The 13,674-nt window shown below is 38.5% G+C and carries 13 protein-coding genes; 2 read left to right on the top strand and 11 right to left on the bottom strand.

All coding sequences use genetic code 11. The features are described from left to right. Positions 1 to 87 precede the first annotated feature (87 nt). Positions 88 to 729 (top strand): pyridoxamine 5'-phosphate oxidase family protein, encoded by a 642-nt coding sequence (locus TY49_RS01375; protein WP_041964107.1) that lies wholly within the window; start codon positions 88 to 90, stop codon positions 727 to 729. Positions 730 to 1,693: 964 nt separating this feature from the next. On the opposite strand, the gene TY49_RS01370 is transcribed toward TY49_RS01375, so the two are convergent. The 5 genes from TY49_RS01370 to ggt all read right to left on the bottom strand — a co-directional run bounded on the left by TY49_RS01370 (position 1,694) and on the right by ggt (position 6,936). Beyond that, positions 1,694 to 2,560 carry a nitroreductase family protein gene (locus TY49_RS01370; RefSeq protein WP_041964106.1) on the bottom strand — a complete coding sequence of 289 codons (867 nt, stop codon included), beginning with the start codon at positions 2,558 to 2,560 and terminating at the stop codon, positions 1,694 to 1,696. A gap of 167 nt (positions 2,561 to 2,727) precedes the next feature. Continuing rightward, positions 2,728 to 3,636, bottom strand: coding sequence for a proline dehydrogenase family protein (locus tag TY49_RS01365; protein ID WP_041964105.1), 909 nt, complete (start codon positions 3,634 to 3,636; stop codon positions 2,728 to 2,730). Between the two features lie 238 nt (positions 3,637 to 3,874). Then, positions 3,875 to 4,417 carry a GNAT family N-acetyltransferase gene (locus TY49_RS01360; RefSeq protein ID WP_041964104.1) on the bottom strand — a complete coding sequence of 181 codons (543 nt, stop codon included), beginning with the start codon at positions 4,415 to 4,417 and terminating at the stop codon, positions 3,875 to 3,877. Positions 4,418 to 4,449: 32 nt separating this feature from the next. Beyond that, positions 4,450 to 5,088 (bottom strand): PAQR family membrane homeostasis protein TrhA, encoded by a 639-nt coding sequence (gene trhA / locus TY49_RS01355; protein ID WP_041964103.1) that lies wholly within the window; start codon positions 5,086 to 5,088, stop codon positions 4,450 to 4,452. A 141-nt stretch (positions 5,089 to 5,229) separates the two neighbouring features. Continuing rightward, complete coding sequence (gene ggt, locus TY49_RS01350; RefSeq protein ID WP_084135348.1) at positions 5,230 to 6,936, bottom strand: gamma-glutamyltransferase; 1,707 nt, start codon at positions 6,934 to 6,936, stop codon at positions 5,230 to 5,232. 840 nt (positions 6,937 to 7,776) lie between these two features. Between ggt and TY49_RS01345 the strand changes: the two genes are divergently transcribed. Next, positions 7,777 to 8,127, top strand: coding sequence for a DUF2200 domain-containing protein (locus TY49_RS01345; RefSeq protein WP_041964101.1), 351 nt, complete (start codon positions 7,777 to 7,779; stop codon positions 8,125 to 8,127). A 239-nt stretch (positions 8,128 to 8,366) separates the two neighbouring features. On the opposite strand, the gene TY49_RS01340 is transcribed toward TY49_RS01345, so the two are convergent. The 6 genes from TY49_RS01340 to TY49_RS01310 form a co-directional block, all read right to left on the bottom strand. Beyond that, the gene (locus TY49_RS01340) at positions 8,367 to 9,296 is read right to left on the bottom strand and encodes a DNA/RNA non-specific endonuclease (protein WP_041964100.1); all 930 of its coding nucleotides are present in this window, start codon (positions 9,294 to 9,296) and stop codon (positions 8,367 to 8,369) included. Positions 9,297 to 10,162: 866 nt separating this feature from the next. Further along, complete coding sequence (locus TY49_RS01330; RefSeq protein WP_041964099.1) at positions 10,163 to 11,191, bottom strand: hypothetical protein; 1,029 nt, start codon at positions 11,189 to 11,191, stop codon at positions 10,163 to 10,165. 16 nt (positions 11,192 to 11,207) lie between these two features. Next, the gene (locus TY49_RS01325; RefSeq protein WP_041964098.1) at positions 11,208 to 11,510 is read right to left on the bottom strand and encodes a hypothetical protein; all 303 of its coding nucleotides are present in this window, start codon (positions 11,508 to 11,510) and stop codon (positions 11,208 to 11,210) included. 189 nt (positions 11,511 to 11,699) lie between these two features. Continuing rightward, positions 11,700 to 12,395, bottom strand: coding sequence for a hypothetical protein (locus tag TY49_RS01320; protein WP_156972573.1), 696 nt, complete (start codon positions 12,393 to 12,395; stop codon positions 11,700 to 11,702). A gap of 43 nt (positions 12,396 to 12,438) precedes the next feature. Next, positions 12,439 to 12,966, bottom strand: coding sequence for an RNA polymerase sigma factor (locus TY49_RS01315; RefSeq protein WP_041964096.1), 528 nt, complete (start codon positions 12,964 to 12,966; stop codon positions 12,439 to 12,441). Positions 12,967 to 13,126: 160 nt separating this feature from the next. Next, positions 13,127 to 13,594 carry a hypothetical protein gene (locus tag TY49_RS01310; protein ID WP_041964095.1) on the bottom strand — a complete coding sequence of 156 codons (468 nt, stop codon included), beginning with the start codon at positions 13,592 to 13,594 and terminating at the stop codon, positions 13,127 to 13,129. Positions 13,595 to 13,674: the final 80 nt, after the last annotated feature.

The following is a 13,674-nucleotide window of genomic DNA, read 5'->3' as shown; positions in this document are numbered from 1 at the left end:
TCTAATTTATGATAAAATAATTCATTGAAACTTAAGCATCAATAAAATGGTATTATTGGTATATATTCCATTTCGAAAGGTGATTTCATGACTATTAAATATAAACACATAATTTCTACACAAAAAGAATTTGAAGAGTTTCGTTCTGCTATCGGAAACCCTAGCCCAAGGGCAGCCAATAAAGTCATTTCTTTTGTTGATGATCATTGCAGAAACTTCATTTCAAAATCCCCCTTTTTATCTTTATCCACTTCCCATATAAGCGGTAAATGTGATGTTTCACCACGTGGAGACGCACCTGGCTTTGTGGCGGTACTTGATGGAAAGCATTTGTTTATTCCTGAACGGCCGGGAAACCGAAGAATGGATTCTGTGCACAATATCATTACTAACCCTAATATTGGCCTGCTCTTTCTAATCCCTGGATTAGGTGAAACCTTACGAATAAATGGTAAAGCTTATATTAGTCGTGATCCTGAACTGCTTGAGAAAAGTGCTGTGAATGGAAAAGCTCCTTTGTTTGGTATTTTAGTAGAAGTTGAAGAATGTTATGCTCATTGTGCAAAAGCATTTATCAGATCTGAATTATGGAAGCCTGATACATGGCTGCAGAAAGAGACTCTTCCCTCTGTTCCCAGCATGTTAGTCGCTCACTCAAAGATTCCGAATGTTTCTGCTGAACAAGTAGCAATGGAATTGAAAGAAGGTTATACAAATAGGCTTTACTGACAGGAACTTTTTTAATGTATAAAGAGATTTCTGATTCGATGATTTAGAAGAAAGAACTAAAGGTGATCAAAAGATCTGCGTTCATTCATTGATATGCATTTTCGGTAAAATAAAAAGGCTGAACCAGCACCTTACCTGGTTCAGCCTATTCTTGCTAGAAGCCGTTTTCTATTAGCTAATATATATAAGCCAAAAACTCCAAGAAGTGCTTTGATGGAGTCAGCTAATACATGGAAGCATGGGACGTACCTTTGCTACCCATTTACTGAAAAGTTCCATTTGATTCCTTGTGATTTTTTGGTCACGGAAAATCACTAAATTTGTTCGTTTTTACAATTCACGTCCTGTTACTTTCTCCTGACAGCCTGCGGGACATCTACCTAAAATGCTTCATTTATTCTGCTAAACTCAAGATCATTCATAAAAGTAATACTCTTATAGAGGGTGGGTTCACTCTGTTTTCATAGTAGTCATCCATGACAATGCAAACAGACGACAGTGAGTTAACTGCCGCCTGTCATATCTTTATTATTTCGCTTTTGCAAAGGAGACACAGGGACGGTTCTTAAGTATCATTCGAGAATCGAAACCAATCTAAATAGGGGAATATAAAATCACGGCAACAAAGTTAAAACCGCAAAAAGTACATATTTGACCCAGCTAATAAATGCCATATTGCTTGGAGTTAATGAAACTGAAACCAACTCCATATATAACAAATGGCTCTACTGTAAACAAGACTTCTCGATCAACAGGAAAAGCAGTCCCTGAGTTGATACATTTCCATTAAATGTCCCCAGAAAAAGATGATGAGCCATCCCATAACAACATATAACACAGTGGATGTTTGCAATTATAAAAACGAGCAAAAATATGCTTTCTCAGTGATTTCTTCAGTTCAATTTTTACTGATTGGGCAGCAAAGAGTTCGGGATACATTTTGGCAAGTCCAGGTTTTTATTTTTTAATCCAGTGTCCAGCTAACCATATACTCCTCTGTCAAACTGTTCGGGAGCTCTATTCCGGGGTCTGCAACTATCCATCGTCCCTTGATTTCCAGTTCATCGCATGCTAACTCGAACTGAGCCATAGTGATGCCAATATCGAGTATTTGCATGTCATATCCTAGCCTTGTACTGTAATTGGGGGTATGTTCAATATAAAAATGGCACTTTTGACGATCTTCAGACAATACTAGTCTCCATGGCTGTTTGTTTGATGCTGAAGGCCCCAGCCTCACCATCTCGATGGGAATCTCAAATTGAGCGGCATTTACTTTATCAAGCGGATCTGCAAAACTCCCGTCAAAAAACAACTGATCCCACGGTTTTTTATTATCGGCTTTCACCACATAACGAAGCGCTTTATCAAATACTCTTTGCTTTTGTTGAGGATAGCCTGATGGCGTGATACATGGAATAAACTCTCCTTCTGCAAGCTGAATTTCTCTTTCAAAGGAATTCCTGCTGAAGGTCCCGCCCATCCAGCATGTTCCCAGTCCAAGCTCTGTCAAATAAATCACCAGCTTATGAAATGTAAAGGCGAATTCAAGCAAGGAGTATTTCTTATTTTCACACAGACCGACCAGATAGACCTGCGGATTTTTAATAAATCCATAAGTTCCAAGCTTGATTCCTTTTTCTGATACATTGTTGGTAATCTGAACAAGCTCAATTCGGCCTTTATTGCCAAAAGGCCCTATTAAATTGTCTTCAGATGCTATGTATTCTTTGATCCTTTTGTAATCAATTTCAGAAAACTTTTTTGTATCATATGCTCTGATGGATTGACGATATTTCATTGTTTCAATAGCCGATTTATCATTACTCATTATGCACCTCTTTTAACGTGAGCAAAGGGACGTACCTAATGCTTCCAAGCAGAATAACAGCAGGACTTCTTCCAATGAAGGAAATCACCTCATTTTACATAACTAAACTAGATGCAGATGATACGTCCCGCTGCTTCTCCCCATCTCAATCTTAATCCCCAAGCAAATTATTTCGCCACTAAACTCTTCAAAACTAGGTTCAAATTTTGTGGGCGTTCTGCCAGTCTTCTCATGAAATAACCATACCAGTCATGCCCAAATGGTACGTAGGTACAGAAGGAATATCCTTCTTTCACTAGTTCTAGTTGCATATCTATTCGGAAACCATATAGCATTTGGAATTCAAACTTATCTGTCGGAATATCATTTTCAATTACAAATTGTTTAACTGCATTAATAATATTATGGTCATGTGTTGCGATTGATGTGAAACCTGGATGTAGCAATCGTTTCTTGATAAGTTTCAAGTAATTCGCATCAATCTCTTCTTTTTTCTGCAGAGATACTTGTTCATTTTCCTTATATGCGCCTTTTACGAGTCGCAGCCGCATATGCTTTAAATTATCAATATCCTTTTCTGACCTGTAGAGATAGGCTTGAATGACTGTACCGATATTGTCGTATTCAACTTGAAGCTGCTTTATTATATCAAACGTCATTTGGAGATGACTGTAATCTTCCATATCTATATTTACAAAAATTCCGTATTCTTTTGCTGCTTTCATGATATCCTGCATATTTTTTAGGCAAAATTCTTGATCAACATCTAATCCCAGTTGTGTTAATTTAATCGATAAATGTGCGTCTACACCTGATTGTTTAATGGCTTGCAGTGTTATAAGGACATTCTCTTTGGCTTCTATTGCTTCATGCTCATAACGAACAAATTCACCTAGGTGGTCTACTGTTGCGCTAATACCATAAGAGTTTAGATTCTTTACTGATTGTATCATTCCATCTGTGTCAATTCCTGCTACAACCTTCCCCGCCCCGAGTTTAAATCCCCATTTTTTTGCACTAGCATTTAATAACTGATTTTTTGACAACGCCATGAAAAAATCTCTCGCTATAGCCACTGCACATTATCCTTTCTGCTTTTTATTGGGAAGCTTTCTTATATGTTAGATACCCTTTTCACTTGTACTATAACTTATTGTTCTATTCTCTAGATTTAAGGGTGTTTCCTTACAACAAAATGACTGCAGCAATAAAAAAACAAGCCTCTCTATTCAACACAAGGCTTGTCTGTTCTATTTGACGCTAAAAAGGAGTCGGCTACATATATTTATGGGCAAGAGGCCTTCAATATAAATCCTATTCTTGTTCCCTGATTTCCACTTTCCAAATCATATGGTCAAAATTTTCGCCCCAATAATCCTTTAATAGAATATCTGGTTCTCCAAATTTCTTTTTCCAGATAAGTTGTGCTCTTTTATATCCACTATCCAGGCAAAATTCTTCTATCCCTTGATTTCGCAATGTTTCATACATTGCCTTCAATAGTAAATTTCCTACTCCATTCCTCTGGTGGTCAGGATGGACAAATACTGTACCTACCTCGACAAGTGCTTCAAAAGCATGATCTGAAGCATTTCTTATGATTTCATTTGCTGGGCCAAATTCAATTGAACCAATAATTTTGTCACCATATAATGCTATTAAAAAATATCTTTCCAAACCATTGCTTTCAAAATCACTAGTTAAGTATCTTTTCTTCACTTCTATTTCTTCATTGATATCATTTAATTGATCACCAATCCCCTCTTTATTAAATGTATCGATGATCACCGTTCTAAAAAAATCATTCAACTGTTCACGATGTTCAGTTGTCGGTCTTCTAATATTCGCATGAAGCATTCAAAACGCCTCCAAACACGGAATTTATTGATTTAGGGCAACAAACTCAAAACCGCAAAAAAGTGCATAACGGATCCTGCTAATACAAACAAATGCCATATCGCATGGTGGTAATGAAATCCGCGCCAGACGTAAAAGATAGCTCCTACTGTATACAGGACTCCTCCAATCACCAGGAATAACAGTCCTTGTGAGGATACATTCTGTGTCAGTGGTCCCCAGGCAAAGACGATCAGCCAGCCCATGACGACATATAACACTGTGGATGTATTCAGGAAACGTTTAACGAACAGGGATTTGAATACTGTTCCGGCAATGGAAAGGCCCCAAACGATTCCGAACAGAGTCCATCCTAATGCTCCTTTTACGGCTATGAAAAGGAATGGTGTATAGGTGCCGGCAATGAAGAAATAGATGGATGAGTGGTCCATGATTTCAAAAAAGTCCTTTGCTCTCCCTGGTGGGAAGCTGTGGACGAGGGTTGATGATGTGTATAGCAGTACCATTGTAACACCGAATAAGGTGAAACTCACGACATGCCATGCTGTTCCGTATAGGGAAGCGAATACGATCAGGATGACGAGGGCTGCGATGCTTAATAGTCCACCGATTCCATGGATGATCGCGTTTGCGATTTCCTCTCGCTTAGTAAATACATGTACATTGGCCATACTATTGACTCCTTTGCTCTATATAACAAACGGTCGGTCTGATCCGTTTCTTCTATTATATTAGAACAATAGTATATCACTTATGACTTTAATAACTGAAATGAAAAAGGAGCGGAAATTTCCCGCTCCTTTCATATATCTCTATTTTCGGTTCCCTTTTAGATCTACTCCAATAGCTGCGCCATTTCTGCTTGAGTCGGCGACTCCCTTAAAAGTACCGTTCTCACGGTCGACCAGGATGCTTTGGACATTGCCGATGGTCGTTGGGCTAGGTCCAAATTTATGGCCCATGGCATTCAGTTCGTTAAGAGTGTCAGAGCTGATACCATCTTCATAGCGGTAGGAATTTAGATTGTTAGTGTATATTCTAGGCTGCTCGACTGCTTCCTTGAGCTCCATATCATACTCAATGGCATGGATGATGGTTTGCAACACTGAGGTAATGATCGTCGGGCCTCCTGGTGAGCCAACCGTCAAGACTGGTTCGCCGTTTTCAAAAACAATGGTCGGTGTCATACTGCTCAACGGGCGTTTGTTCGGCTGAACTTCATTCGCACCGCCAGGGACTGCATCAAAGTCGGTCAATTCATTGTTCAGCATAAATCCGTAACCAGGCACCATGATTCCCGTTCCAAACACCTGTTCAATTGTTGTTGTGTAGGAAACAACATTTCCCCATTTGTCAGCAACAGTAAAGTGAGTTGTTTCTCCATACTTCCTGTCATTTGGCTGGCTTGTTGGTGTAAAGTTCGCCTCGGAATTTTCATACTTCCAAGGGTCACCTGCCGTAGGAGACTGATTAACAGAGTCCATGCTGATTAGCTCCTGGCGCTCCTTGATGTAATCAGGGTTGAGCAAACCATTCACAGGAACATTGACGAATTCAGGATCTCCAGCGTATGCTGCTCGATCAGCATAGGCAAGATGCATGGCTTCAGCCAGAAGATGATATTTTTCTGCAGAGTTGACATCATATTGGGACAGATTGAAATCGTCCAGTATTTTCAGCATTTGCAGCAGGAAGACACCGCCAGAACTTGGAGGAGGCATGCTGGCAATTTCGTAGCCTTGATAGTCTCCCCACACTGGCTCATCGACAGTTACATCATACTTTGCCAGATCCTCAGGAGTCATCGATCCACCAAAATCCTGGACAACATCCGCAACTGCTTCTGCAATCTCTCCTTTATACAGTGCATCAGCTCCATGTGAACGGATCAGCTTAAAAGTTTTAGCCAGGTCGTCCTGAACAAGGACATCTCCCTCTTGAAGTGGCTTTCCGTCAGGCAGGAAAACCTCACCAGCTGCTGATTTTGATAACTTGTCCTGATTATCGGCAATCGCATCTGCAAGGACTGAATCAATTGGAAATCCCTTGTCTGCTAGCTTAATAGATGGACCGATCAGCTGCTGCAGTGGACGTGTTCCCCACATTTCAAGTGCTGTCTCAAGCCCTTTTAACGTTCCCGGCACTCCTACTGCCTTACCTCCTGTTGAACGTTCTGAAAAAGGAATCGGCTTCCCGTTTTCATCCAGGAACATGTCTGGCGTCGCGCCCTCAGGAGCACGCTCACGGCTGTTCACGATTGTGGTTTCCTTTGTTTTTCCGTCATAAACCATCATGAAACCACCGCCGCCGATCCCGGACATCATCGGCTCTACTACGTTCAGCGCAAACTGAATGGCAACAGAAGCATCTATCGCGTTTCCGCCCTTGCGAAGAACCTCAGCACCAATCTCTGATGCAAGCGGGTGGGCCGTCGCAACCATTCCATCCTTGCCCACATCCACCTGGCTGTACTGGTCGTAGCTGAATTGCGGTTTTTTTGCCAGTCCTGCTGCAGGCATTGTACCGGCCAGTAACAGAACACTTAGCAAAGCAAACAGCCCGGTACGTAAGAAGTTTTTCAAAATGAATCCCTCCTATTTAATTTGATTTCAATATTATGGTAGTGGAAATAGAAGAGTAATAGCAAATATTTAACCGAATTTTCCCAATTTTAAAACTATAATACTAACTGTTTTAGCGTAAGGGGTAAATTAGGCACAGAAATGGATAGTACGAAAGGATGATGGTGTATGAAAAATTTATCCCCTTGAGGAATTAATACATTAAGAATTAATCAACAGCATTTCAGAACCCTTGCATACTCCCGACAAAAAAAGAAGCAAAGGATTACCCTGCTTCCATTCAATAATCAAAATAACATCGTGCTACCTTCTTCTCCCTCTCCATATACCCAACTGAAAAATAATCACTGTATATGTAACGAAAATCGAAGATGAAATGATGATTTGCTGATGATTAGACCAGATTGTAAGAATGTTTTTTTTAAGGTGGCCTGTCAGGTACAGATAGTAGACATACACTAAGAAGAAGGAAAGAAATAGTAAGAAGACAAAGCGGAGCATACGAAAGAAAGTGCTTCCTTCGAAAAACGTTCTAGGAACTTTACTTTCTTTGTTAGAAAGTATTGTTTTAGCCATCAACCACACCCCATTACGCACGATTCACATTCATATACTTTAATATTCTTCCCCATCGGTCTATTTCCTTTTTAAAAACAAAAGCTCGTACCTATAAATTAAGAGAACCCTCTATTTCTTGAATTAATTGACCGTTATCACGTTTGTACGGGTCTATTTTTCGTACTATAATGAAGAAAACAATTAACAGGGAGTTGTAACATGGCTAAACATAAGATCTACACAATGAGTTTCGCAAGTGTCTATCCTCATTATGTGAATAAGGCGGAAAGAAAAGGACGGACGAAAGCTGAAGTTGATGAAATCATCACTTGGTTGACAGGGTATAGCCAGGAAGAAGTAGAAGCAATACTTGAAAAACAGACAGACTTTGAGACCTTCTTTGCAGAAGCTCCCCAACTGAATCCTTCGAGGGATTTGATCAAAGGTGTGATTTGCGGTGTCCGAATTGAAGAGATCGAGGAACAAACCATGAGAGAAATCCGCTACCTGGACAAGCTGATCGATGAGTTGGCAAAGGGAAAAAAGATGGAGAAGATTTTACGGAAATAAAAGATAAACACTGACCCTATATATAATGGTCAGTGTTTTTTTAAATTTATATAAACTAGTATAAGTCCTAATTAATAAATCCAATTACCGGTGCATATCTGCTTATAGAACATACGAACCGGTGAGTGAAGGATAATTGTACAAATTTAAATGATATGCCATAACTTCAGTTGTACCTGTACAGAATTATCCAAAGAGGAAATTGTACTTCTTCATTCATTTTGATTAATGTTCTAGTCTTACTCACCTACCATACCGTCGTTATCACGATCGTCCATATATGGGTATAACCAATGATCACTTGTTATTGGCATACTGAAACCTGCTGCTTTTGCCTCCTTGATCGTCACCTGTCCATTACCGTTTGTATCAACACTCGAAATATCATCGTTTGTATTTGAACTAGTATCTGAAGGCTCATTGCCTGTTAAACCGAGTGATTCATTTACTTCATCAGGATTGACATTGTCAAATGTATCAACGATCACATTACCCATTAAAGTATAGGTATACTGATAACTTGAGGGAATATGCGTTTCCGTATTGTGATATGTGATAATTGCTTCAAAATTAGTGGCTCCGCCTGCGCTACGGATCACTTCTTCCATATAAGCTTGATCACCATGTCGGTTGAGCGTACTATCTTGTGGGGTAATGTTATAAGCATTTGATACCCCTCCGAGAGAATCAGCAATGATATGCCCCTCATCTAAAACGTCACTTTCGACGCCAGGAACCTTTGCCTCATCAGAGTAGTATCTGCCAGAAGATAATACAGGTTCGTTAAGGTCATCTTGTAAAATGATTTCGTCAGCAATGACACGTACTAGTTGCCCGTATTCATTAGTAAATGCCCAATATTCACGGTCCCCATAACCAATGTCAACGACGACGTTAGGTTCACGAAATCCTGACAAATCACCACCATCAACTTCAATTAATTTGTATCCCGAGAACAGTTCATCATTTGATTGGCTTGGTTTTTCCTCTACTACTGGTTCATTGACAACCGCAGCTTCTTCTTTTTCACTATTTTCATTTGTATTAACTGTGGTTACTTCTTGTGGATTTGTTTCTCTATCTGGTTTGGATGTATCTTCTACGTTGGTACAACCAACCATTAATATGGTTGTTAAAAGTAAGGTTAAATAATTCATTTTCTTTTTCATTTCAGGACTCTCCTATAATAGTTTCATAACCTAGATTAACATTGTTAACCCATTGATAATAGTACATTCCAGAAATAACTTATTTCAGTATATACTTAGTTCCAAGTGCGTAGTATTAAAAATTTCTATAAAGGCTTGTATAGTCTCAAATTGAAACTCGAACTTTTGTCATACAGTTTAAAAATTGATAAGGAGATAAAAAAAATCCAATTCGCATTATGTGAGTAAACCGTTCCATTTTAGGGTGCATCTCCTTTAAATGACAATGAAAATGGCGTGTAAACTGATATCAGTTTTGACACGCCATTTTTCTAATTTATTGTATTTTCGGAACCATAAATATAATGGTTCTTATTTAAGATAAGCACCCTTATCTTTAAGTGCTTTTTTTCACAAAGGTTGCTTTACTATATAAGAATGCTGCCTCTTTAGTGAGAAAGAGCGACTGCTTTTGTTCAGCAATCGCACCAGTAATCAGAGTATAGAAATTATGTTTTTATAAATAACTACTCAGGTGTAAGTTTGTAAATAACTTCACCATTTGCATTTAGAAACTCCATTCTTAGTACATCGTTCTTGTATACAGCCATTTTTTTTATAAGGGGTTTTCCTTTCGAATCCTTTGAGATTATTGTCATATCACTATTTTGATTTTTGCCCATAAATGCTCGGTGAGCGTTTCCTTCATACAATTTATCAAGTTCTATTTTTTCCTGATCACTTAAATCAGAGTTGTCATTTTCTTTTTGTTTCTCAATTACCCAAGAGATTGGAGTATTACGTCTATCAAAAACTGAGAACCCATAAAATTTCTGTAGAACCTAAATTCGCTGGTGAATTAGCAGCACAATTAGTTTATATTTATTTTATTTATTTTTATAGAATTCTATAAAAATAATCAATTCTTCTTTTTCAAAAGTTGTTTTTAACGGTTTTTTGTCATTGAACACATAGTATACCGGGAGAGCAGCTGCAGTTAAGTCTCTTAATCCCGGAAACTCCTTCTTGACTTCCTCAAGATCATCACGAACTTCGAATGTATTAAGCAATCCCTTTATTTCAGGGTCGGAATCGGTTAATTCTTTTTCTCCAGGCGGGACGACCGCAAGCACCCTGATTTCCCCGTCCCTTGGTGCCAGCAGGCCTAGATAAGGTGGCTTTGGAACAGCCTCCAGGTACTGGATCATTTGTGCCTTATCCTTTGCAGTATAAGTCAAGTATTCATTATTGAACACAAAGTACATAGGAATGGTTGAAGGTGCCCAGCTGCTTAACCCTGGAAACTCTTCTTTGACAAACTCAATATCATCGTATATTTCAAACCTTTCAAGCGGCTTTTTCGCTTCAGCAGGCAAATCATAGTTTGCGCCTTCTCCTGACGGAACAACCGCCATAGCTGTAAGTGCTCCTTCTTTTTTTGCCAGCATGTCGCCATAATAATTCTGCTCAACGTTCAGCTTTAAATAATATGAAACAGAGTCATTTTTCCATTCCGCATTGATAATTAAATAGACAATTCCCCAGCTTTTATGGCTGTAAGGTATAGGAAAACCCTCCAGGTAATCGTAATCGGTTTGCTCTTTTGAAAAGCTGTCCCATTCACTGACCGTTATTTTTTTTGGCTGGCCGCCTTCTGGAAAGGCGATTGTCAGGGTGTTATCTTCCTTTACCTTATCACCAGGCAACCCTGCGAGCATCTCTACTGGATTTTCAGTACTCTTCTTTGAGCCGCGCCAGTCATATGGGCCTGGATGAGCGTTGATGGAGACGCCTTCAACAGAAATATCCGGAATCGGAGGCTCTTCTTCTTTATAAATCTTATATTTGTCCAGAGCAAACAGGATCAGAAACAAAATCACAAAGCTAGTGCCATACATTAACATTTTCTTTTTCATATGAAGCTCCTATCTATCATGACGGAATATATTCGATAATCAATTCGCAATCTCCTTTTCTTTGGCTGTTAAATCCGGTTGATCCTGCAATCGGGTTCACGGTATGTTGGAAAAATATTTTTAAGGTAAAGCCGGATTCAGCATAATTTACTGCGAAATAAAGAATCCCGGCGACTGCCAAGGCTTGGAAAGGTGATAAAAGTTGTACATTCATTTTTGCACGCGTCGAATGAGCTTCACTGCTATACTTTTTTAAACTAAACACTCTGTTAAACGTGGCTGTTGATTTCCGCTCCCGTACAATCCTCTTCTTCAACATAACTGCCCCATTAGCTCAATAAGGAATTCAACAAAAGGTGCCTTAATCCTTCTTGGATCAAAGCACCCTTACCTTAAATTATAATGGTTCACAAACTTTTTCAGTCCTGTTAACTCACAGAATTAATTTATACTCCAAGTAATGCATCGGCAATTATTTAAGCAGATAATCAATTCTAAAATCTAACATTTATCTTTCAACCTCAAAGTTAAACAAGTTGGCAAGTCTGACTAACTCCTCAGAATCACCCTGCTTTTTATTCAACAACCCCTGATTAGTCATATAGTATACATAATTTTTGGTAACGATATATAACGCAGCTGATCCATATTCTGTTGTAGGTTCATGTAGAAATGCCCGTTGCCCTGAAACATTTATTTCCGTGACTTTTGTTCCGTAGAGGGGATATTCGGGTAAAAAATATCTACTCATTTCTTCAACTGATCCCGTTTCATTCTTTGAATAATGTACTGAAATAAACCTTCCTTCTGAAGTCGGGTAAATCGCCTGTGTATATATTTGTTCTTTACTACCTATTTTTCCAACAGATACTCCAAGAAATGGTTCTCCTGAGATTGTATTGATCTCCTTGTGGGCATCCATTGGATAAACAACATATTCCATCCCTTTTTCGGTTAAAACCGGTCTCTCTTTCCCGTCGATTACTTCCATTGTATACAGCTTTTCTTCTTTTGATAGCATCCCTGAAACAAATGAATCTTCATTCCCCAATTGAATAACAAGCAAAAAAAGGAGAGAAAAAGTGATACTTATAGTTGATAGGTATCCAAAAATTTTGAAAGCCCGAGATTTAACCTTTTCCTTATAAATTTGCCTCTCCAGTTTTCTCCTGACTAAATCGGCTTGCTCCTGACTCCATTCCAAATCATATTCTACTTTCTGAAGAGCACGATTATAAGTGTTCAATTCACTTTGTATGTTCATTTAACCCCGACTCCTTAATTAATCTTTTTTCCAAAGCTAACATCCCACGATGCAATGTGGACTTTACTTTACTTTCCGAACAATTCAATATCTCCGCTGTTTCGGTAATTGAAAAACCCTTGATCTTTCTAAGGATGATAACTTCCCGGTGCGAATGTTTAAGCGCACTTAATGCTTCGTGAATTTCCTTTGAACTTTCTTTAAGCTGGACCACATTTTCTGGCAATAGTTTAATGTCAATTTGAGGTTGGAATAACTCTTTAAAAAAGCGAATTGGCTTTTGTTTTCTCATGTGGTCAACAGTCACATTATGAGCGATACTGAACAACCATGTTTTTTCGCTAGAATCCCCTTTGAAAGTATGATGGTATTTATAGGCCTTAAAAAATGTTTCCTGAGTTAAATCCTCAGCTTGCTGATAATCTTTTGTAAGCATAAAAATAAATTTAAAGATTGTTTGATGATACAGATTGTACCACTCATGAATATCCTCTTCCCTGTAGTCAGCCATCTAATTTCTCTCCTTGTTAATTCACTTAATTCTTAGACGTGTGGGTTCGAAAAAGGTTTTGGTTTGTTTTATTATTTTTCTTTATATTTTTATCGGCTCCTATAGCAAAAAGAAGGAGCTGGCATAGCAACTCCTTCTTAAATATAACTTTATTGATAGTTTAATTACTTTGAAAATAACGTTCGAGTGACAATGTTAAGTCTTTAAGTTCAGCTATCTCTTCGCTGCTCCACTTATTTCTTTCAACAGCTCTTAGAACCTTTTTTGAAGCTGTAAGCAGACTGTTCCCCAGCTCCTCTAATTTGCAAATTGCGGTGAATTCCAATACCCTTTTTCCCTTATCAAATTCGAACGATAATTCAATACGAGATGGACATACTTTTTTCCCGAGAATAATAGGAGTTCCATCCATAAAGTCAAACTTGAATGTTCGGCCTATAGAAGAAACTAACAATCCTTTAAATGATTTAATCCACCAAGATAAAATAATTACTACAAAATCAGACCATCCTTCATCGGGAAAATAACGATGGTAATCAACAACAAAAGAAATGTTCCCAATAATATTTTGGTTGAATTCTAGTTCTAGTGAATCTACTTCTACCTCTATAGAAATGGTTTGTTCCATTTATATCATTCCCTTATCATAAGGATACCGATAATATTCGACTCCTTACGATGCCAATCCTTCTTCAACATTCCTGCTTC

The sequence above is a fragment of the Mesobacillus selenatarsenatis SF-1 genome (assembly GCF_000813125.1).
GTDB classification, from domain to species: Bacteria; Bacillota; Bacilli; order Bacillales; family Cytobacillaceae; genus Mesobacillus; species Mesobacillus selenatarsenatis.
This window is presented reverse-complemented; position numbering and strand designations above follow the sequence as displayed.